The following is a 23,390-nucleotide window of genomic DNA, read 5'->3' as shown; positions in this document are numbered from 1 at the left end:
ACTCTGCACTAGGGTATAGTTTTAAAACTTCTGGATGCATCTGTTTTTTAATGTCTTCTATAAAACAAAATTCACTTTCAGCCGGGAAAACACTATAACCTTCCATTAAGAGAGTATCGTAAACTTCTTCTATCTGTTATAATTATTATTCTATACATACTGCTTATTTAAGTTTTTGGAATGTTAAGAGTAACAGAGGTTCCATTTCCAATAGTGCTCTTCATAATTATTTCTGCTCCTATTACATCTATTGCTCCTTTTGTAATTGTGTGGTCATATTTCAGGACGGTCCAAAATTGCTTACAACGACTAAGCTAAGGAATAGCGCCGTCCCGAAGGGAGGTTCTGTTTTCTTAGCTTTTGTTATTGGGTTTTTTAATTTACTTGAGTCAGCATAACTTCAAACGTGCCACCAGCGGCTTGATATAATTTCAACTCATCGCTAACTTTGTATAGAGTATAAATAGAATTACTCCTAGTTAAGATAACAGTACTCTCATTTTCTATAAAAGTTCCATCAACTTTTATAGTTTGCCCTTGAGCACTTTGATGGTTAGGATTACCAGGGTCAATATCTAAATCAACTCTTTCAATACCTGTCCATTTATTGCCATCGTGAAGAGTAAGGTTAAACGTTGTTCTGTAAACTTTTGCTTCACTAGGACTAACACTTTCTGTTGATCCAATATAATTTCGATTTGGATTCGTTTGATTTGATAAAACTATGGTTGCTTCAATATTATGTCCTGGAATTGTAAATGATATTGCTGGGTTATCTCCATTTTCATCAACTTCGACAGTTAATGAAATAGAACCATCGCTTAATGTTAAACTTTGACTGTTTTCTAAAGTTTCGTTAGAATACAAATTATAAGTTTCGTCATCAAATACAACAGAAGCGATTGCACCATTTTCAATTAAATTCAATTCATAAGCCCCTGTTGAGCCAACAAGTACACCTGTATAAGTTCGTGTAACTAAGGTCTGCAGTGTATTAGTGTTTTGTTGTGGATTCGTATCACAATCTTTATTACACGATGTTACACTAAATAATAATCCGCTTAGGATTCCAATTAAGTAAAGTATAGTTCTTTTCATTTTTACTGCAACTTATTTCTAAATGCTTATGCCTGTTTGAGTTCTATTTTCAGCTTGCTCCGACCGTATGTGTTAATTGCCCATAACGGCCTGCGGTATCAGTAGTGCGGGATTTTTAAGCTACAACTTATCAAACTGCAACACCGTTTGTTACATGTTTTCAATTTCAAATTTAACACATTCCCCTGCCTTACTTATGACCGCTTGTTAGGGTGGTTTATATCTAATTATTTAATCATACGGACCGGCCCCATAATCCCCATCGGATAATAATCCTGATGTCTTGTCCAGCCCATTGCAACCGGGTTATCCTTTAAACTTTTCATATAATTCCCGGTGATGGTGATCAATTTAATTGACATATTATTTTTCCCTTTTTTCAGGACATCTTTAATGTTATAAACATGAGCCCCATACCACTTGGTTCCGATAAGTTTACCATTTACAGTCAGTTCTGAAACTCCCTGAACATCTCCCAAATCGAGTTTTTGGTAATTGTTTGAGTCGATATTTATTGTTTTTTCGTAAATAACTTCGCCTGCAAATTCTTTTGTCTCCTTAATTTCGATCAGATTTGTCAATGAATTTAATTCCAACTTTTGCTTTTCCCCGTTTATGTGATTTAACTGCAATTGCCATGCTCCGACTAATTCCTTTTCCTGCTGGTTGAAATTCATTGGCTGGAATTGTTCTCCTTCTATTTCTGACTCGAATACAATCATTACTGAGGTAGCACGTGGAAGTTCCAGTTGAATTTTATTGTTGCTTCCATTCGTTGGATAAAGCAATTTTTCTCCTGTTTCGGGATTCCATATCCAGGGACGGAGTTTTTCTTTCACTTGAAATTCGGCCTTCACCGATATGTGTTCCGACAAACTTGAATTGACAATAAAAAACAGACAATGCTCTCCAATCAGGTAATTCGATTGGCTTAAATATTTATGTGTTTTGTCAAATCTCACATAAGGTCTGAGACCAATTTCATTCTGTAATTCTCCGTACCACTGAATCACATCACCGGTCGGTGAAGGATATACAATCCCATTATTAGTTTTTATTAAATCATTCACAATGTTTTTAATAGCCTCATCACTGGCATCGCCGTTTATATACGTCGGCGATTTGTATGGTTTCTTTCCGATAAAGACAATTTTTCCACCGTCTTCCACAAAATCAGCTAATGATTGGGCAGTTTTTAAATCCAGGGTTTCTATTTCGGGGAGCAGCAGGGTAGAATAACTACGTTCATTATATATCATTTTACCCTTTTTGAAAGTAGCATTATTGATAATGTTTTCGCTTACATAATCACAGCCTCCACCATTTTGATGGATGGCTTCCCAAAGGTTATTTTGATATTCGGGATACCATTTTTGCGGAAAGGGATCACGCTGCGGACCATGCTTTAACCATAAATCCGTAAGGGGCTGAAGAATGGCAACATTAGCCTGAGGGGTGGCATTTTGTAGTACATATGAAATCCGGGCCTTGTAATCTGCCCATTTTCTAAAATACGGCCACCAGGTATTTCGTTCGTTAAAATAAGCTCCATAACGAATCCAGCCTGGAAATTTAGCCTCTGGTGGCGAATAATTAAAACCATGTAAAATGGAGTGGTTCACCCCCGAAATATTGCTTTGGTCTCCGGCAACCTTTATGTTTTCGAGCGTTGCCATAAACGCCATGGCGGTATTTGTTATCTCTTCACAGCTTACAATCTTTTTCCCTGCCAATGCGGCTCCCGACGAAACATATTTATTACACATCCTAGGTGCTCTGCCAGCTAAACCTGTATCGGGATATTCCCTGCCTACATCTTTAAACAACCAGGTTTCGCACTCTGGAATATCAATCTCCATACTTGCTTCTAGCGGATGCATGCCACGGCCGTATGCCTGCATTCTGGATTTTACATGGTTGCGATGACACCAGTCGTTAAAAGTATCGATAAAGCGTTCCTTAAACAGTTCAATCCTGGTTTGGTAAAAATCCAAATCAACGCGCTTAATCTGTTCTGTAACCTCCTCCGGTAATTTTGTCCCATATTCCTCATCCAACGGATTTCCCATGTGCCCCACTTTTTTTAGGACAAAAGGTAAATAGGGAATCAAAGAGTAGCCTCTTCTTTTCTCAAACTCAGCAGGTAAATCGTCATTCCAATTGGCGCCTTCCAATTCCATGCTGTCGCAAAACATGGCTCGAATGTAGTCTCCCATATTTCCGATTTTACCGGAAATATGCCCGGAAACCTTATTCAGGTATCCTTCGGTGGCCTCTTTACTATAATGATTTAACACCGGTCCGCCTGCCCCAGGAGCACCGTTAATAACCGCCATATATCCGGTAAGTTTTACCACATAATACAAAACAAAACTACCTTCCGGCACATCAACAGAAAGTTCTTCGTTACTTATGCTTTGCATCAAATTTTCTCCCTCAACAAATTCGGTTGAATTTTTTGGAAGTAAACGTGCCATTAACAGATCTTTATAAACGGTTTTATTTTTCGAATGAACATTGGGATTTACTCTATCCAGTAATTCATTTATTTTGAATTTATAATTCTCCCCTCCTTTTAAATTAATGGTTTCGATAGTTACCATTTGCGACTGCTCCTCTTTTTTCAGAAACTCGCCACCAAAAGGCCAACCTGAACCAACAATCATATCGCAGATAATGCCTCGTTCCTTTGCTCCCTCAAGTGCTGTTTGCAACATATCCAGCCAATCATCTTCAAAAATGGTTAGGGCTTTGTACCCCACCGGATCGGTATCACGAGGAAATGCAATCGGATTGATTTCAACACCACCTATTCCGGCAGCTTTCATTACATCAAGTTCTCGTAAAATCTCCTTTTTCGTAAGCCGGTTGCCGTTCCACCACCAACGTACAAAGACTCGTGAATCAACCGGCGGATTTTGAAAACCTCGATAAATCTCGTCAAGGGAACCGGTTTCCAAAGCCGGATTTACACATCCAAAAATTGAGTTGACAAAAAATGCTCCCGATGTAGCAGCTATACTGGTTTTAACAAAGTTTCTTCGTTTCATATGTAATCAATCTTAGTGTTTTAATTTACCCTAACAACTGGATATACGTACTAGTAGGCATATTCCATTTATAGCCGTAAGATATACATAATCTAGTGTTTATAGGAAACAGAAAGGTATTACAGCTATATTATGTCTATAATATACGCCTACAAACGACTAATTAATCCATTTTAGCACGCTGGATTCTTCTGGACCACAGCTATCGGTAAACAAATAAAGTGGCCTTATTACAGGCCACTTTATTATACTAGTATCCACTTAATGTCACTTAAGCCAAATCAAAACGATCTAAGTTCATCACCTTGGTCCATGTTGCTATAAAATCGGTTACGAACTTCTTCTTAGAATCGGAAGAACCGTATACCTCAGCATACGCACGTAACTCCGTATTGGAACCAAAGATAAGATCGGCACGTGTCCCCGTCCAGGTTATACTTCCCGTTTTACGGTCGCGCCCAGAGAATACGGTTTCGTTATCCGAAGCATCTTCCCATTTTACGCTCAAATCTAAAAGATTCACAAAAAAATCATTGGTCAATACCCCACGACGATCGGTTAAGACCCCGTGTCTAGAACCGTCAAAGTTGGTGTCCAATACGCGCATACCACCTATTAAAACCGTTAGTTCGGGCGCGGTCAATTTCATCAATTGCGCACGGTCTACCAATAAGGCTTCGGCGGACGCTTTATAATCTCCATTCTTATAATTTCTGAATCCATCTGCAGCGGGCTCCAAAGCTTCAAAAGAATATACATCTGTCTGTTCCTGGGTGGCATCTGTACGGCCAGCCATAAAAGGCACTGCTACCGTATGTCCTGCATGTTTTGCCGCTTCCTCTATCCCAGCGCTTCCACCAAGAACGATTACATCTGCCATTGAAATTTTCGTGTTTCCGGATTGCGCATTGTTGAACTCCTTCTGAATACCTTCCAATACCTCCAATACTTTTTTCAATTCCTTAGGGTTATTCACTTCCCAGTTCCGTTGCGGCTCCAAACAGATACGTGCACCGTTGGCACCACCTCGCTTATCAGAATCCCTATACGTAGCTGCTGAAGCCCATGCGGTAGAAACCAATTGAGAAACCGTTAAGCCTGAAGCTAATATACGTTTCTTAAGTTCTGCCACATCGGCATCGGAAACCAAATCATGGTCTACCACTGGCACTGGATCTTGCCAAATTAATTCTTCTTTTGGAACCTCTGTACCCAAGTAGCGGTTTACTGGTCCCATATCCCTATGCGTTAATTTAAACCAAGCACGTGCAAAAGCATCCTCAAATTCTGCTGGATTCTCATAGAAACGTTTTGATATCTTCAGATAATCTGGATCTAACTTCAAAGCCATATCAGCATCGGTCATCATCAAATCCTGAGTTTTCGAGGCATCGCCAGCACGGGGTGCTTTTTTAGCGGCAGATGCTGCCGTTGGTCGCCATTGGTTTGCTCCGGCCGGACTCTTGGTGGGTTCCCAATCGTTTTCTAAAAGCACTTTAAAGTAATCTTGGTCCCACTTTGTAGGATTCGGTGTCCAAGCACCTTCAATACCACTAGTAATTGTATCATCCCCAACACCTGTGCCAAAAGAATTCTTCCATCCCATGCTCTGCTCTACAATACTTGCGCCTGCTGGCTCAGCGCCCACATATTCATCTGGGTTTGCTGCACCGTGCGCTTTTCCAAACGTATGTCCACCCGCAGTCAAAGCTACCGTTTCCTCATCGTTCATGGCCATACGACCAAAGGTCTCTTTCATTAATTTTGCAGATCCTAAAGGATTAGATTCTCCATTAGGCCCTTCAGGGTTTACATAAATAAGTCCCATATGAGAAGCGCCCAAATTGGCTTCTAAGACATATTCCCCATCAGAGAAACGCTTGTCGTTCCCCATCCATTCGGTTTCGGAACCCCAGTAAATATCTTCTTCTGGTTGCCAGATGTCTTCACGGCCACCACCAAAACCAAAGGTCTTAAAGCCCATAGACTCCATAGCACAGTTTCCAGTAAGAATCATTAAATCTGCCCAAGATAATTTTTTACCATATTTCTGCTTAATAGGCCATAACAACAAACGCGCCTTATCCAAGTTACCGTTATCCGGCCAGCTATTTAATGGCGCAAAACGTTGCGATCCAGAACCTGAACCGCCACGGCCATCCCCAATACGATAGGTACCTGCACTATGCCATGCCATACGAATCATAAAAGGTCCGTAATGACCATAATCTGCAGGCCACCAATCTTGAGAAGTAGTTAACGCTACTACAATATCTTTTTTTACCTGTGCCAAATCCAAGGACTTAAATTCTGTGGCATAATCAAAATCAGCATCCATTGGGTTCGTCAAGGCTGAGTTTTGACGCAGGACGTTTAAGCGTAACTGATTGGGCCACCAGTCTAAATTATTGGTGCCACCGCCAGCAGTTTCGTTAAGAGCTCCGCCCAAATATGGGCATTTACTGGAATCATTGGTATCCAATGCAGTACCTTCGAGATTGTTGTTATTCGTATCCATTGTTCTAATGTTTTTTACACTTTACACTCTAAAGTTATACAATTGTTACTGGTCTAGAATAGCTAAACTCTTGTTTTGTCCTATTTTACTATTGATATTTCTTATGTTGACCGATAATTAGTAAAGTAAAGGACGATAATAAAAAACCTGCTACGGACTAGACGTAACAGGTTTTTTTTAAAGTAGGGGAATTAATATTTCGGGGGAACGTTTCTATTATAGGATTCGTTACTGTTTATAGAATTTTGTACTTCGCTTACCATTCGTATCCAGTACTTGCAGTATATAAAGTCCACTAGCTAAATCAGAAACATTGATTTTTGCATTTTTAGCGGCACCGTTCTTTACCGTTGTACCAGAAGTGGTAACAATAGAATAGCGCGAATTATCACTTGTTTCGTTATTTAGATTGATGTATTCAATAGCTGGGTTGGGATAAATCGAAAAATTGATATCGGACTCCAAGCCTAAGGGTTCCAAAACCTCCAAAAGACCTAATTCTGTTGCTTCTCCCAAGAAGGTAAACGCATACTCCATACTATATTCAGACGCCACATTTTGAGAGCAGAAAGTGCGTACTCGCACTATATATTTCGCATCTATTTCTAATGATTTTAACGTAATGGTAGGGTCAGAAACATATTTTGTTTGCCATGTATCGGCGATACTATTTTTATACTGAACTTCATAAAGCGCATCTAAAACCGGATTCCACTGAACAGTTAGCTCCTTGGCCTTGGCATCGGCAAGCATATGTCCTTCAGGTGCAGTAAGTATACAATTGGTAAGCGCTGCTCCGGAAACCAAAAGGGAAAAATCCTGTGCGCCGTTTTCAAGATTGCCTTTGTGAGTTACAGTTAGGGTATAGCTACCTTCCGCATTTGGTATCTCAATACGTTCAAAGGGATCTACACGGTTGTCGGCTTTTATAGCCGCAGCCGTTGCGTTGGCAGCACTTAGTCTCCAAGGATAGAAATCGACTCCGTTTTGCGTGATACGGATATCCAAATCGTTGACCAAAGCAGCAGTGGTATCATTCAAGATTCCTCTGTTTGTTTGATTGGAGGCGGGATCCGTCCAAGAGATGGAAGCATTCAGGTTTTCTACCCCATTGGCGGTAAGGGTTAGCGAGAACGTATGCCCTTCTTTCAAATTCGTTTCTTCTATGATGCTGGTATACTTTTTATTTTGTAATAGTTCAGCAGCATTTTTAGCGTTCATAATACCCCATCCCATTTTGTAATCGGGGCCGGTTTCAGCAACGTCATCCGCCGTATGTAAAGCAAGTGCTTTTAGTGTAGCAGCCTTCATGTAAGTACCATATAATTGTTGGTTATACTGTTGCAAAAGAAGCAAAGCGCCAGTTACCCCTGGTGTTGCCATAGAAGTGCCTGAGGATACCCCGTAACTTTTATCCGTTTGGGCAGCGGTTGAAAATATAGAAGAACCATCGCCAGCTAGGTCGGGTTTTATCCTGCCATCGTCTACCGGACCAAAACTACTATAAGCAGAAACCGATGCCTTCCTTAAATCGCCATTGTTAGCTATTTTGGTGTCTGCGGCAGCAACCGTTAAGCTATTTTTTGTGAGTGTAAATCCGAGCATTAGATCAAAGCCATCTACCGAATTTCCTGAAATGGGGTTCTTGTTATCCTTTCTTTTTTGTGCATTACCCGCAGCGTTTACCATTAAATAATACGGCGCATTGTACATGATGTTGTCCCAGTCTTGAGACACTTTTATATAGGACCCAAAATACCAATCCGGTACACGGTCTGTCATAATACCATACGAATGGTTGGAAAGCAATAATCCGTTCGCAGCGGCCTCGGCAACCTCTATTTTATCTCTAGACCAGTCATTCGTTATCACATTGGCAGCATAGGCAACGCCCTGGGCATCTTTCTTTACTCCTGCTGAAATTAGACTTCCTGTAACTAGCGTAGCATGGTTATCCGCTTCGGTACTACCATCCCCTACAATTGCCCTAGTGTCATATTCCTGATGCGTGGTAAGGGCTACCCCAGAATCCCAAACGCCTACCTGCATTCCGGAACCGTCTAAATCCAAATCTAGCATTCCATTGATGTGCAAAGTATTGGCTCTTGAGGTTTGACTAGCGTTGTCGGAATAGGTTTCGTAATAGAGAGGACTTCCATCCACTCCTACTTCTTGCAGGGCTACTTTGGTTCCATCGGGCATCACTTCTTTAAGTTTCCAATGATTTGTTTTAGCAAGTATCAAGGTTTTTTTCCTATTTTCCTCAAAATCGAAGTGCATTGCCCCAATTTTAGAAAAATCATAGTCTTTCTTAATTAGCTGCTTTGAGGCATCGGACTGTGCAGAAATTATTCCTGTGGAGCTTAGTAGCAGAACAAAAAAACATAAAACAAAACGGAAAAAGTTCCTTGGTTTTTGGAAGTCCATAGGTAAGTAGATTAATAACTGTAAGATTTGGACTACAATAATACGAACCCACTAAGATTTAATAGACTAAAGCACCTACTTATTCGATGAATAGCATACCGAATAGTACTTTCTTGTTGTGAAAGTGTCTTTTTTTGATGTTTGTAGGTTTTTTCTTATGTGATAATTACCCTAGTAGCTCCTTATTTCAGATTAAATTTTAGGATTACATACACAGGAAAGTGATCGCTATACCCTCCTAAATATTTACTACCAGCATACGTACGGTATGGATTACCCTTATACTTTCCGGACCGCTCCTTTAAAAAAGATGCATCAAAAATATTCGCCTTTGAGAAACTATGAGTGCCCTTTTCATAATTAAGGAAATTATGGGAAATGATAATCTGATCGAACAAGCTCCAAGTCTTCTTATAATTGGCACTGCCCCGTTGCTTTGGATAATGCAGCTTTTCCATGGGGTTATATAAACTACTATCTTGCATTAAGTTTTGAATACTCTTAGAAATCGGGTCATCATTAAAGTCGCCCATCACCAAAAAATTAGGGCTCAGTTCACTTTCTTCTATAGTTTTTATTTTTTCCTTAATGACATGTGCCGCCGCCAAACGCTTGTATTCGGTAACGTCACCACCATTTCTTCTAGAAGGCCAATGATTTACAAAAACATGAACGGTTTCAGTATTCAAAGTTCCCTTTACATATAATATATCCCTAGTGGTATCTCGAGCTCCATTTAAATTGTCTACTAGTAACGGCAATGCCTCTGATACAATCACCTGAAAGAACTTAGGATTGTACAGTAAGGCCGTATCGATTCCGCGTTCATCCGGTGACTCGTAATGGACATAACTATAATTCAAGCCATCAAGCGGTGTAGTGCGCAACAAATCTTCAATAACTGTTTGGTTTTCAACCTCCGAAATCCCAATAAGCACAGGAGGGTATTTGTTATCTTCTTTACCAATATCAAAAATAGTGCGTGCCAGCTTGCTGCGCTTACTGACATATCTTTCTAAAGTCCATTCCTTGAATCCCATGGGTGTAAAATCTTCATCCAAGGTCTCTTTATTGTTCTCCACATCGAAGAGATTCTCTAAATTATAAAAAGCAATCGTATATAATTGGTCTTTAGCTTTTCTTTTAAAAAAGGGAAAATGCATAGTTGGTGCTATTGAGTTCATAAATTTACTACAATAGGAAGGCTGTTTTGCTTAATTTTGTACTTTAAACATATATGTTAGAAAAGAAAACAACAACGTACGAAAAAGTAGTCCTTATTGGTATCATCAATAGGGAGCAACCCGAAGACAAAGTAACCGAGTATCTAGACGAACTAGAATTCCTTACTTATACCGCCGGTGGCGAAGTAATAAAACGCTTTGTACAGCGCATGGACCTCCCCAATGCCAAGACACTTATCGGAAGTGGTAAACTTTTGGAAGTAGAGACATTTGTTCATGAAAATGACATAGGCTCCGTTATTTTTGATGACGAACTTAGCCCTACCCAGCAGCGAAATATAGAGAAGCAACTCCGCTGTAAAATCATTGACCGTACCAGCCTTATCCTAGATATTTTTGCCCAACGTGCACAAACAAGCTATTCGCGTACTCAAGTAGAACTGGCACAATATGAGTATCTACTGCCGAGATTAACAGGACTTTGGACACACTTGGAGCGCCAAAAAGGGGGTATCGGTATGCGTGGCCCCGGCGAAACAGAGATTGAAACGGATAGGCGAATCGTTCGAGACAGAATTACTCTTTTAAAGAAGAAACTACTTAAAATAGACCGGCAAATGGAGACGCAGCGAGGAAATCGCGGTGCCTTGGTCCGTGTTGCACTTGTAGGTTATACCAACGTAGGGAAATCTACCTTAATGAATGTGGTTAGTAAAAGTGATGTCTTTGCAGAAAATAAGCTCTTTGCTACCTTGGACACTACTGTACGAAAAGTGGTCATAGGAAACCTCCCTTTTCTTTTAAGTGACACCGTAGGGTTCATTAGAAAACTGCCTACACAGTTGGTAGAAAGCTTTAAAAGCACCTTGGATGAGGTTAGGGAAGCAGATTTGTTATTGCATGTAGTAGATATTTCACATCCACAATTTGAGGAGCATATCGCATCTGTTCACAAGATACTGGACGAAATAAAGAGTTCTAACAAGAAAACAATCATGGTCTTCAATAAGATTGACCATTACGAGCACGAAACCATAGAAGAGGACGACCTTATCACGGAGCGCACCTCACGCCACTTTACCATCGGAGAATGGAAACAAACTTGGATGGAAAAAGTAGGAGATCGTGCCTTATTCATTTCAGCACTCAATAAAGAAAATCTAGATGAATTTAGAAAAAGAGTCTATGATGAAGTCAGAGATATTCACGTAACCCGATTTCCGTATAACAACTTTTTATATCCAGAACATTTGGATGAATATTAATATATCAGCGAGTTGATTAGTGTCGTTCATCGATCAATTTAAACCACTGATATTTTTCACAACATAATAGGATGTGTTCACAACATAAATTGCCCAAAAAAAGGTTTGATGGCCTACATTTGACATGTAATAAGTGATAGTGTTGACCCCAAATTAATAAAAACTTATCGCTAAAGTAAAACCCAAATTTTACGATACTTACTTAACCAAAAAACCCTGCTCTAACGAGCAGGGTTTTTCAATTATAAAAAGTTGTTCTTTAAAATGAATAATTAAGACCGAATAGAAAATAGGTCTGTAAATCATTGTCTACATTTTCAAACGTAGCTGTCGGATTATTATTAAGGGCGAAGTTCAACGCCTCTTGCTTATTATTCCTTAAACCAAACTCCAAACCAAGCCCTATTCCGTTCCATATTGTATAACCGAGGGAATTAATCCAAGTATAGTTAGATAAGTCTCCGTTCTCGTAACTCTGAAACATAGAGAAATTAGTCTTAAAGTTTACCATGCCTATTTTCCTAGTATAGTCCGCAAGGATTTTGGCTCCTAAAGAAGATTGAAAAACCACATCGTTACTACTGAATACAAAGTTGTAATTTAAAGGATGGATAACAACAACTAAATCAGCAATTGGAGTCCATGTCGCACCCACACCAACATCTAGATATCCTGGATCATTGAAGTTATCCAAAATCGTAGTTCTATATTCACCTAAACCAGAGATTGCAAACTTTTCATTTAATTTGTGGCCGTAGAGCGATGAAATGGTAAAAACATCTGCAGCTTGTCTAAAGCTATCGTCATCCGTAGCTAAGTCTTTGTCGTCGAATTTTACCCATCCAAGATTTACATTTCCTGCATTTCTCCAGAAAAATTTCTCTTGATTCAAATTTGCAAAACCATTTACTGTAATACCAATATTACCAGTTGAGTTGTTGGGAGAACCTTGAGCGTACCAATTATTAAAGCTACTTAAATTGGCGCCAATAGTTCCAAAAGCACCCTTCTTCCATCCTGCAAGTGCGTCTATTTTACCTTGTATTGCGTCTAACCTGCTCTGGATATCTGAAATAGAATCTTTCTTAGAACCTAATTGCGATTTAAGTTCCTCTTCTGATTGAGAGAAAGCATAAGTGCATGTGAACACAAGCGCAAAAGTTAAAAAAATATTTTTCATGATATAGTGTTGCGTTTTTTACAAACGCAAAGATATCAATAGTCACTATGTTAAAAGGAATAAACCTACTTTATTTTCTCTTGTATAACGGAACTGATGAACAGGCCTCACCGTACATAACAGATTTGGCAACGTTCAAAAGCTTTTCAGTAATAAACAAATATGCATTTGGCGGTACCGGTTTGTTGGTGCATCCTTTAATAATCACCAGTCTATCTTGAAACTCGGACACATCCAAATTATCAATTATTTTTTGATAAATAGCAGTTTCTAAATCTACTAGACCACCCTGCACTACCTTTTTGGCATAAGGTTGCAGTTTGGTAACGACCAACATATAAGCCCAACCTGGAATAATAGCGTCCGTTGAACAGCTAAGGGCCACAAATGTACCTTTATACTGTTCCCAGTTGTGATTCGTTATATATCCTCTAAATTCTTTTTCTCTTAAAATAAAGCCTTCATACAACCAATCCTTCACGTCTAATACTATTCTTTCCCCTTTTGGATAGTGATCCTCTAGGTTAAACGTTATCAGTTTGCTTGAGGCTACTTTATTGATGATTTCTTCTGGCATAAAATCGAATTAAAATCAGATTACAGCTCTACTAAAACAAATTTAGCACAGGCCTGCAACCATAACCAAAGTTAAATTAAAGCATTCCCAACTCCAACTTTGCCTCATCGCTCATTAAATCCTGAGTCCAAGGTGGGTCAAACGTAATTTCTACCTCGGCATCTTTAATCGCGTTCAAAGATTTTACTTTTTCCTCTACTTCTACAGGAAGGGTTTCAGCAACGGGGCAATTGGGGGAGGTAAGCGTCATAAGTATTTTTACCTCATTGTCCTCGTTTACCAAAACGTCATAAATAAGTCCCAATTCATAAATGTCTACCGGAATTTCCGGATCATATATGGATTTCAGTACTTTTACTATTTTTTCGCCTAAGTCGGCACTATCTGTGTCTGTGTCTATTTCGCTCATGTCTTAACTTAATTGTGTTTGATAGGCAACGGCGTAAAGTTTAATCTGCTTGATCATACTTACCAAACCGTTGGCCCGAGTTGCGGATAAATGTTCTTTTAATCCGATTTCGTCTATAAATTGCGTGTCGGCCTCAATAATATCCAGAGGCTTTTGATCACTGAAGGCGCGTATCAAGATTGCTATTATTCCTTTAGTAATAATAGCATCACTATCTGCAGTAAAGACCAATTTATCCGTTTCTAAATCGGCATGCACCCATACCTTGCTCTGGCACCCTTTTATAATATTGTCATCTGTTTTGTATTCTTCCAAAATAAGAGGTAAAGACTTCCCTAAGTCTATCATGTACTCGTAGCGTTGCATCCAATCCTCGAATAGGGCAAATTCTTCTACTATTTCTTGTTGTATCTCCTTAATATTCATCTCCACAGTTTATACAAAAATACAATAACAAAAGATAGATTTCAATACTTTAGGACAATGATAACGAGTAGCACTACACAAGCATAGCTGTAGCTCGTTTTACACCTGCTACCAATACATCTACTTCCTCTTTGGTGTTGTAAAAGCTAAAACTCGCTCTAACCGTACCAGGAATTTTATAGAAGTCCATAATCGGCTGAGCACAATGGTGACCTGTGCGTACCGCAATTCCTAATTTATCCAAAATAGTTCCTATATCATATGGGTGAACGCCATTGATATTGAAAGAAATTACCGAAGTTTTCTGTTGTGCGGTGCCGTAAATTTTAAGTCCGTCTATCTTTAGTAGTTCTTCCGTAGCGTATTCCAGTAACTCATGCTCATACTCAGCTATGTCTTTAAAACCAATGTGGTTCATATAATCCACGGCTGCACCAAAAGCAATACCGCCACAAATATTGGGCGTACCCGCTTCAAATTTATGTGGTAGGCCAGCGTAGGTAGTCTTTTCAAACGTAACTTCCGCAATCATTTCGCCACCTCCGTGATAGGGCGGTAATTTATTTAACCATTCTTCCTTGCCAAATAACATGCCTACCCCAGTCGGGCCGCATATTTTATGTGCAGAAACCGTATAAAAATCAACATCTAAGGCCTGCATATCAGCAACCAAATGTGGTGCCGCCTGAGCGCCATCGATTAAGACTACCGCACCTACATTGTGCGCTTTGCTTATTATTTCTTCTATAGGATTAATAGTGCCTAAAGCATTGGAAATATGGTTACAAAAAACCAATTTTGTTTTATCGGAAAGTAAGGTGTCATATACATCCATTAAAAGTTCCCCTTCCTGATTCATAGGAATAACTTTTAAGATAGCCCCCGTGCGTTCGCAGAGCATTTGCCAAGGCACAATATTAGAGTGGTGCTCCATGGCAGACACCAAAACTTCGTCTCCTTTTTTAATAAAAGCAGAAAAGCCATTGGCAACGATGTTTATACTGTGTGTAGTACCCGAAGTATAAATAATCTCATGGGTATGCTTAGCGTTGAAATGCTTTTGAATTTTAATTCGCGCCTGCTCGTATTTATCGGTAGCTTCCTGAGAAAGTGCATGCACCCCTCTGTGTATATTCGCATTGTAATTGGAATAATAGTCCACAATAACATCGATAACCTGCTGTGGGGTTTGCGAAGTGGCCGCATTATCTAGATACACCAATGGTTTCCCATTGACCTCTCTTTTTAAAATTGGGAAATCGGTTCTTATTTTAGTTACATCAAACATAGCAATTCAATTGATTTACAAAGATACTTACTGTAGCCTAAAATAAAGTCTCTTTCATGGTATTCCTTTAGGAAGAGGAACCATAAAACAAGCGGTGGTCTAAAAACAGGTATTAAAACCGAAACCCTAGACCGAATTTTAAGAATCCTAAGTTATAATCTGGTCGGAAACCTGAGGAGTGCCTTATATTATCATACTGTCCTTGGATAAAAAACTTATCGCTAAGATCATAGGAAAGGCCCACATTAAAATTGAAGCCGCTGTCCGTATTTGTGTTGTCAAAAGTCTCACCACCGGCACGTCCTTCAGAATACGAATTAATAAAAGTGTAGCCAACACCTATACTAGGACTAAATTTAGGTGCGCCTAAAATCTGAAATTCTGAAAATATTTTGGGTTGAAACAACCAATTGGTCTCCCTGAAATCTGTAGTGTTCGACATCCCATTAAAACCGTCAAATGATTGGATGTTATCCGTTAACGCCCCAACATTAAATCCTGCCCCAATTTTAGCCACTTTAAAATCAAGAAAACGATACTTGATACCTAAATCGACTATTCCTGGATTATCATTACCCAAATCACCTGCAATCGAAATAGGATAATTGGCCTCCACACTCCATTTTTTGTCTTGGGCAAAAGTAGTTACAGAAACGAGGAAAAGCAGTCCCAAAAGCTGTTTTACATGCATAAGAATAGGTTTTTATAGGTTTGCCTAAATCAAATATAAACCCTAATCGATGTAAGAAAATCCAACAAAAAGTTAAATCGTAGCCAATAAAATCCTAAAAAATTACATTCCTATTTAACACCAGCAGTCCATAACGCCAGTTTAATTATCTGAACATATAGTTCAACGATAACTGGATAGCAGCATTGTAATTCTGTGCGCCTGCTAGCCCGTTAAGCCGGTTTCGAAGCCCTACATAAAACCTGGGAGAAACCGATACGTTGTCGGTCAATTTATACTCTAATCCGACAGCCGCACCATAGTCCAACTGAAAATTACCAGAAATAGACCCGCTTCTATCTGCATCTACATTAGGAGATTCGTCTAAACTTTTTATTTTAGTAACCTGATTCAACAAAAAACCAAACTGTGGGCCAAATTCTACATCCCACTTATCATTCAAAGCAAATTTCCCTAAAATGGGAATCGTAAGAAAGTTTAACTGCACGTTGGTTCTAAAGTCGTTATCGTCTGCAGCTGTGCCTCCGTTTTGTATAGCCGCCAAATCTGTACTAAACTGGAATCCTTGAGAAGAATATAACACTTCTGGTTGCAACTTGAATTTTTCCGAAAAATCAATTTCCAAGAAAATACCCCCGTGCCCGGAAAATCGAAATTTGAGTCCATCTGTCAAGTCTCCCACAATAGAAGAATAATTAAACCCGCCTTTTATACCAAAGCGGGTTTCTTGGGCGGTTACCCCTTGGTATAAAAACATAAAAAGAGCCGTTGTTAAAACGGCTCTTTTATATGTTATGTTACTAAATATCATTTTCCTATAAGTCGAAACCTAAATTAACTCCCAATTTTTTAGCAATCAACTTATTTATTCTTGCCTTTAGCTCCGGAATACTAACACTTTCTAAAACATTGTTAGCAAAGGCATACATTAATAAAGCTCTTGCCTCCTTTTGAGGAATTCCCCTAGTCTGCATGTAGAACATAGCGTCTTCATCCAATTGACCAATCGTACAACCATGGGAGCATTTTACATCATCGGCAAAAATCTCCAACTGCGGCTTTGAATTTATCGTAGCCTTGTCGCTTATCAAAATATTATTATTTTTTTGAAACGCATTGGTTTTTTGGGCAATCTTATCTACGATAATCTTCCCGTTAAACACCCCTGTAGAACTATCGCCATAAATTCCTTTATAATCCTGATGGCTCTCACAATTCGGTTCAATATGATGCACCAAAGTATGGTGGTCTACATGCTGCTTTTCACCTAAAATAGTAACCCCCTTCAGGGTAGAGTCCATATACTCGCCGTTTTGATAGAAATTAAGGTTGTTACGAGTTAATTTTCCACCAAAAGAGAATGTGTGTACTTTTACATGGCTCTTGCCTTTTTGATCAACGTATGTATTATCTATCAATGATGCGTTCGCCGTATCGTTCTGTATCTTGTAATAGTCTACAATAGCACTTTTCGCAGCAAATATTTCGGTTACAGAGTTCGTAAGCGCCTCATTGGCCGTAAGGCTCTGATGCCGTTCTATAATCTGTACCTCTGCATTTTCCTCTACAATAATCAAGTTTCGAGGTTGCAACATTATGGATGCCTCGTTCCCTGTTGCAAAATGTAAGATTTCGACAGGTTTTTTAGGCATTTTATTCTTTGGAATATAAATATAAGCACCCTCCCTACAAAAAGCAGTGTTCAAGGTCGTTAAAGATTCATCCTTGGAGGCAACTTTATTAAAGTACACATCTATAATCTGCTTGTACATGGGCTTGGTCAGGGCCGAGCTCATCAAACAGATATCCACCCCATCATGCGTCGTTTCAGAAAGATTTGAGCTATACACACCATCTATAAAAACAATTTTATACGTGTCTATTTCGTGAATAAAATACTTTTTAACGTCCTTGTACTCAATCGCATTATCCTGTTTTGGAAAAATACTGAAATCTATTTTTTGAAGACTATTTAAAGAAGTGTATTTCCAAGCTTCCTCTTTTTTGGAAGGGAATCCCTTATTCTCAAAATTCTTTATGGCTTCCGTACGCACATCGTGAACGGGATGTTCAACATCCACATTATTCTCGAAGGCCATAAAGGAAGAAATTAATTTTTCTTTTAAATCCATAATACTATTAATGTCATTCCCTTGAAGAAGGGAGTCTTTTCAATTTAACTTATATACTACTTCAACTAATTCCCGCATTCGCGAAAAAGAAAACAATACAGCGTTAAACTACCGCTTCGTTCTTCAACCAATCGTATCCCTTTTCTTCTAATTCCAACGCCAATTCTTTAGTGCCTGATTTTACAATTTTCCCATTGTGGATTACGTGTACGAAATCAGGCACGATATAATCCAACAATCTTTGGTAGTGTGTAATAATGATAACAGCGTTATCCTTACTTTTTAGTTTGTTTACACCAGCAGCAACGATTCGAAGTGCATCAATATCCAGTCCTGAATCCGTTTCATCCAAAATAGCCAATTTAGGCTCTAGCATCGCCATCTGAAAAATTTCATTACGTTTCTTTTCTCCACCAGAAAAACCTTGGTTTAAGGAACGTGACAAAAACTTACGGTCTATTTCCAAAAGCTCCGCCTTATCACGAATCATCTTCAACATATCCTTGGCTGGCATGTCTTCCAAACCTTTTGCCTTCCTAGTTTCGTTGATAGCTGTTTTCATGAAATTAGTCACGGACACTCCCGGAATTTCTACAGGATATTGAAACGAAAGAAACACTCCTTTGTGCGCTCTATCTTCTGGAGAAATATCCTCCAGGTCTTCACCTTCCAAAGTAACAGATCCTTTTGTCACTTCAAATTCCTCTTTTCCGGCAATTACGGATGCTAAGGTGCTTTTACCGGAACCGTTAGGTCCCATAATAGCATGTACCTCTCCAGCGTTTACTGTTAGGTTAATACCTTTTAAAATTTCTTTATCCTCTACTTGAGCGTGTAAATCCTTTATTGTCAACATGTGTTTCTACTTTAAATATTCTGGTGCCTTAGGCATTTTATTAAAATCTTCTTTTTGATGTTGCAGATATACTTTCGCGTTTTTTTCCTTAGCAAAAGCTTCAAAAGCATCCATACTGGATAGGGTCTGATCTACGTCATAATTAAAACTTGGCACCCTTTTATGTTCTCTGTTCTCGTATAAATGATACAAATCCCCAGCCAGTAACAAAGGTCCATGCTCGGCAAGTTCTAAATACAATACTTGGTGCCCTGGTGTATGCCCTGGCATAGACTTAATAACTACGGTGCCATCTCCAAATATGTCATAATCTCCTTCAATTCTTTCTACATTCTTTAATTCCTTAATAGCATCATATAGTCCAACATTTTTACCGTTCTTAATTTCATCACTGGTAATCATATCATATTCCGCAGCCTGGACCAACCATGTTGATTTATGTAGCACATTAGCGTGACCACTATGATCAAAATGCGTGTGCGAAAGGGCTAGAAAATCGATATCGTCCGGAGTCATCCCAATTACATTTAATTGATTAAGTACCGAATCCTTTCTTGAAATGGTAAACGCGCCTCCTTCTGGCGTAATAGGTTCTGGAGCTGCTATAAGAGCTTCTGGCAAACCAGCATCCCACATAAGATTCCCCTTTGGGTGGCTAATCACATAAAAGGGATTAGCAAATTCCTTGGTCTGACCCTGGTAGGTTGTGTCTTGGGAAAAGAGCTCTAAATTGTTCACCATCACAATGCCACCACTAAACGTGTATAACTGAATTACCGGTTTTTGAACATCCAAAACAGAATTACCGTTTTCTTTCTTCACTTCTTTGCAAGCAAAGATTAAAACGGTAATTAGGACTATATATAGTATTCTTTTCATGTGCGCTAACGGCTATTGAACATTATCCTCTAAGGGCAAGTGGGATTTGTTATCCTACGGAACCTTCCAGGCTTATTTCCAACAGTTTTTGCGCTTCTACCGCAAACTCCATAGGCAACTTGTTCAACACCTCTTTACTAAAACCATTAACGATAAGAGCAATAGCTTTTTCAGTATCTATACCTCTTTGGTTGCAGTAAAAAAGCTGGTCTTCACCAATTTTACTTGTGGTGGCTTCGTGTTCAACTTGAGCCGTTTTATTTTTAGCTTCTATATAAGGGAAGGTATGTGCACCACATTCGTTACCCATTAAAAGGGAATCGCACTGTGAAAAGTTCCTTGCATTTTCTGCCCTAGAACCTATCTGTACCAATCCTCTATAACTATTTTGAGATTTTCCTGCAGATATTCCTTTGGATATAATGGTGCTTCTGGTATTCTTCCCTAAGTGAATCATTTTGGTGCCCGTATCCGCCTGTTGGTAGTTATTAGTCACGGCTATGGAGTAAAACTCTCCAACGGAGTTATTCCCTTTTAAAATACAAGAAGGATATTTCCAAGTAACCGCAGAACCAGTTTCTACTTGCGTCCATGAAATTTTGGAACGGGTCTCACATAGGCCTCTTTTTGTTACGAAATTGTAAACTCCGCCTTTCCCTTCTTTATTACCAGGATACCAATTTTGAACGGTAGAATATTTTATCTCTGCATCGTCCATGGCAATTAATTCTACCACGGCAGCATGCAACTGATTTTCATCTCGCGATGGCGCAGTACAGCCCTCCAAATAACTTACATAACTACTCTCATCTGCTATGACCAAGGTGCGTTCAAATTGTCCAGTACCTCCTTCGTTTATCCTAAAATACGTAGAAAGTTCCATGGGACATCTAACACCTTTTGGAATGTAGCAGAAAGAACCATCAGTAAATACTGCCGAATTCAAGGCTGCATAAAAATTATCCTTTTTAGGTATTACAGTACCCATGTATTTCTTTACAAGGTCTGGATGTTTCTGTATCGCTTCGGAAATAGGCATAAAAATAATCCCTTTTTCACCTAAACTCTTTTGGAATGTAGTGGCGACAGAAACCGAATCAACCACGATATCTACGGCTACATTTTGCAACTTCTTTTGTTCATCTACAGATATTCCCAGCTTCCTGTACATTTCCAACAAGTCCGCATCTACATCGTCCAAGGTTTTATTCGGATCTGCTACTACAGGAGCAGAGTAATAACTTATAGCTTGATAATCTGGCTTTTCGTAGTGAACATTAGCCCACTCCGGTTCTTCCATTTGCTCCCATATCCTGTAGGCATCTAAACGCCATTCGGTCATCCATTCTGGCTCATCTTTCTTTTTAGAAATAGCCCTAACAATAGCCTCATTCAAGCCCTTTGGAAATGTTTCCGATTTCAGGTCTGTATAAAATCCGTACTCATACTCCTTAGTTTCTAGCTCTTTCTTTAATTCCTCTTCTGTATATGCCATAATTTTTTTTAAGTGAAAAGTGAAAAAACATAACGTATTAAAGACGACTTATAAGTCATCCTAAAACATCTTATCTTCACCTATTCGTTTTCATACTTTTTACACTAACACTGTTTTTAAAGGGAAAAACTCTCCCCACATCCGCAGGTACGCTGTGCATTGGGGTTATTGAAAACAAAGCCCTTACCGTTTAATCCGCCGGAGTACTCTAAAACAGTACCCACTAAATATAAAAAACTCTTTTTATTTACAATAATACGTACATTGTTATCTTCAAAAAGTTTATCGGTCTCTTCTACTTTATTATCAAAATCCAGTTCGTAGGACAAACCGCTGCATCCGCCGCTTTTTACCCCAACACGAACATAATCCTTGCCTGCATCGAAACCTCCCTCTGTCATGAGGTCGATAACTTTCTTTTTTGCCGTTTCAGATACTTCTATCATCTCAATTGGTTTTGGTCTAAGTAATTACACAAATATATGGGATAAGTAGGTGTATTCCATAGAACCTAACATTATTATAACATATAATTTGATAGGAATTTTCTATGGAAGACATAAAGGAATGGCTACTTAACTTTAATCAAAATAATATCCGACTTTCCTTTTGACATACTACCCTTAAAATCAGTACTGGAAGTCTCCCCAACAACCATTACACTTCCATCCTCATTTTCAACAATGTCAAAGGCAAAATCCAATCCGCTACCACCAAAGGATTTTTGCCAGACCAGGTTGCCATCTGCATCGGTCTTGATCATCCAAAGGTCATTTTCTCCATAATTAATACTGGCATCGGTATCCGTGCTTTTTGAATTCCCCACCACAAAATAGCCTCCATCTTTACTGGAAACTACGGCCTGGGCAGCATCAAAACCCGATCCGCCATAGGCTTGTTCCCAAACCAAACCACCAGTATTATCGACTTTTATAAGCCAGAAATCAGATTCTCCATTCGCCTGCGAGATATCGCCATCCGTACTAAACGTATTTCCTGCAATTACATAGCCCCCGTCAGTTGTTTTAGCAATATCATGGGCAATCTCTATCCCAGAACCCCCAAAAGAACGCTCCCAAAGCATATTGCCCTTATCATCTACATTTACCATCCAAAAATCATAACTGCCCTGGGTGTCGGTAATATCAAAATCATTACTTTCTGAAAAGCCAACCATTACAAAGCTTCCGTCCTCTGCTTGAACCACCGCATGTGCCCTATCGTTATTAGTGCCACCAAAATAACCCCGCCATTGCAATGTGCCCTGTTTATCTATTTTAGTCCCCCAAAATTCGCCAACACCATGTCTCGTCAAGGAACCTGCCTTTTCGGTATTTCCATCAGAACGTGCCGAAGTTATATCCAAAAAACCAGTAAAGAAATAACCCCCATCCTGAGCTTCTATAATATCATACGAGTGGTCGTGACCAGAAAAACCAAAGCTTTTCTCCCACAGTATAGTCCCAGAGGAATCTACTTTTAAAACCCAATTATCATGAAATCCGTTATTTATGGAACCGTCACCATCATCGCTCATAGCATAACCCGTTAAAACGTATCCACCATCGGTGGTCTGCGCCAAACTTTGGCCTCTGTCGTCTTTGCTGCCGCCATAGGTCTTGCTCCATTCTAGACTCCCGTTCGTATCCAATTTTAAAAGCCAATAATCGTTTACAGAACTTGATTTTTCCTGAACATCTCCATCCGTGCTATTTGTAAAACCTAACACCGCATAACCGCCATCCAGAGTTTTGATAATCGCCTGGCCAGTTTCCTCACCACTACCTCCTATCGTTTTAACCCATTCCAACTCGCCCAAAAAATTAGTTTCAGCTACTATAAGCTCATTATTCCCTTGTTCCTTTGCACAGGAAAAGAAAAAAAGACCTAAAAATAAGAGACAACCGTTGCGCAT

At 39.3% G+C, this 23,390-nt stretch carries 19 protein-coding genes; 1 reads left to right on the top strand and 18 read right to left on the bottom strand.

What is annotated here, in order from left to right:
* Positions 1-375: 375 nt before the first annotated feature.
* From Q360_RS0108150 to Q360_RS0108130, 5 genes are all read right to left on the bottom strand, one after another.
* A complete protein-coding gene (locus Q360_RS0108150; protein WP_027076653.1) occupies positions 376-1,098 on the bottom strand; it encodes a hypothetical protein in 723 nt (240 codons plus the stop codon).
* 227 nt (positions 1,099-1,325) lie between these two features.
* Positions 1,326-4,148: a glycosyl hydrolase gene (locus Q360_RS0108145; protein WP_027076652.1), complete on the bottom strand. Its 2,823-nt coding sequence runs from the start codon at positions 4,146-4,148 to the stop codon at positions 1,326-1,328.
* A 271-nt stretch (positions 4,149-4,419) separates the two neighbouring features.
* A complete protein-coding gene (gene katG / locus Q360_RS0108140) occupies positions 4,420-6,666 on the bottom strand; it encodes a catalase/peroxidase HPI (protein ID WP_027076651.1) in 2,247 nt (748 codons plus the stop codon).
* A 228-nt stretch (positions 6,667-6,894) separates the two neighbouring features.
* Positions 6,895-9,093 (bottom strand): S8 family serine peptidase, encoded by a 2,199-nt coding sequence (locus Q360_RS0108135; protein ID WP_027076650.1) that lies wholly within the window; start codon positions 9,091-9,093, stop codon positions 6,895-6,897.
* 182 nt (positions 9,094-9,275) lie between these two features.
* The gene (locus Q360_RS0108130) at positions 9,276-10,277 is read right to left on the bottom strand and encodes an endonuclease/exonuclease/phosphatase family protein (RefSeq protein ID WP_245603220.1); all 1,002 of its coding nucleotides are present in this window, start codon (positions 10,275-10,277) and stop codon (positions 9,276-9,278) included.
* Between the two features lie 53 nt (positions 10,278-10,330).
* Between Q360_RS0108130 and hflX the strand changes: the two genes are divergently transcribed.
* Entirely contained in the window at positions 10,331-11,542 is a 1,212-nt protein-coding gene (hflX, locus tag Q360_RS0108125) for a GTPase HflX (protein ID WP_027076648.1), read from the top strand.
* Between the two features lie 259 nt (positions 11,543-11,801).
* Here hflX and Q360_RS0108120 read toward each other — a convergent pair whose 3' ends face one another.
* From Q360_RS0108120 to Q360_RS0108060, 13 genes are all read right to left on the bottom strand, one after another.
* Positions 11,802-12,722 (bottom strand): DUF3078 domain-containing protein, encoded by a 921-nt coding sequence (locus Q360_RS0108120; RefSeq protein WP_027076647.1) that lies wholly within the window; start codon positions 12,720-12,722, stop codon positions 11,802-11,804.
* A gap of 70 nt (positions 12,723-12,792) precedes the next feature.
* Complete coding sequence (locus Q360_RS0108115) at positions 12,793-13,299, bottom strand: DUF2480 family protein (RefSeq protein WP_027076646.1); 507 nt, start codon at positions 13,297-13,299, stop codon at positions 12,793-12,795.
* Between the two features lie 76 nt (positions 13,300-13,375).
* Entirely contained in the window at positions 13,376-13,708 is a 333-nt protein-coding gene (locus Q360_RS0108110; RefSeq protein ID WP_027076645.1) for an SUF system Fe-S cluster assembly protein, read from the bottom strand.
* A gap of 3 nt (positions 13,709-13,711) precedes the next feature.
* Entirely contained in the window at positions 13,712-14,134 is a 423-nt protein-coding gene (locus Q360_RS0108105) for a SufE family protein (RefSeq protein WP_027076644.1), read from the bottom strand.
* Positions 14,135-14,207: 73 nt separating this feature from the next.
* Entirely contained in the window at positions 14,208-15,422 is a 1,215-nt protein-coding gene (locus Q360_RS0108100) for an aminotransferase class V-fold PLP-dependent enzyme (protein WP_027076643.1), read from the bottom strand.
* A gap of 112 nt (positions 15,423-15,534) precedes the next feature.
* On the bottom strand, positions 15,535-16,113 hold the full coding sequence (locus tag Q360_RS0108095; protein WP_027076642.1) for a TonB-dependent receptor domain-containing protein: 579 nt from the start codon (positions 16,111-16,113) through the stop codon (positions 15,535-15,537).
* A gap of 145 nt (positions 16,114-16,258) precedes the next feature.
* Positions 16,259-16,870 (bottom strand): porin family protein, encoded by a 612-nt coding sequence (locus Q360_RS0108090; RefSeq protein ID WP_169734639.1) that lies wholly within the window; start codon positions 16,868-16,870, stop codon positions 16,259-16,261.
* A 58-nt stretch (positions 16,871-16,928) separates the two neighbouring features.
* Positions 16,929-18,245: a Fe-S cluster assembly protein SufD gene (gene sufD / locus Q360_RS0108085; protein WP_027076640.1), complete on the bottom strand. Its 1,317-nt coding sequence runs from the start codon at positions 18,243-18,245 to the stop codon at positions 16,929-16,931.
* A gap of 103 nt (positions 18,246-18,348) precedes the next feature.
* Positions 18,349-19,101, bottom strand: a complete 753-nt coding sequence (gene sufC, locus Q360_RS0108080; protein WP_027076639.1) for a Fe-S cluster assembly ATPase SufC — start codon at positions 19,099-19,101, stop codon at positions 18,349-18,351.
* A gap of 6 nt (positions 19,102-19,107) precedes the next feature.
* Entirely contained in the window at positions 19,108-19,980 is an 873-nt protein-coding gene (locus Q360_RS0108075) for an N-acyl homoserine lactonase family protein (RefSeq protein WP_027076638.1), read from the bottom strand.
* Positions 19,981-20,029: 49 nt separating this feature from the next.
* On the bottom strand, positions 20,030-21,475 hold the full coding sequence (gene sufB / locus Q360_RS0108070) for a Fe-S cluster assembly protein SufB (protein WP_027076637.1): 1,446 nt from the start codon (positions 21,473-21,475) through the stop codon (positions 20,030-20,032).
* 116 nt (positions 21,476-21,591) lie between these two features.
* Complete coding sequence (locus tag Q360_RS0108065) at positions 21,592-21,921, bottom strand: HesB/IscA family protein (protein WP_027076636.1); 330 nt, start codon at positions 21,919-21,921, stop codon at positions 21,592-21,594.
* Between the two features lie 125 nt (positions 21,922-22,046).
* On the bottom strand, positions 22,047-23,390 hold the full coding sequence (locus Q360_RS0108060) for a hypothetical protein (protein ID WP_027076635.1): 1,344 nt from the start codon (positions 23,388-23,390) through the stop codon (positions 22,047-22,049).

The organism is Maribacter antarcticus DSM 21422, from assembly GCF_000621125.1.
Classification (GTDB): Bacteria; Bacteroidota; Bacteroidia; order Flavobacteriales; family Flavobacteriaceae; genus Maribacter; species Maribacter antarcticus.
Note: the sequence above shows the minus strand (reverse complement) of the source record. Positions and strands in the feature narration are given on the sequence as shown.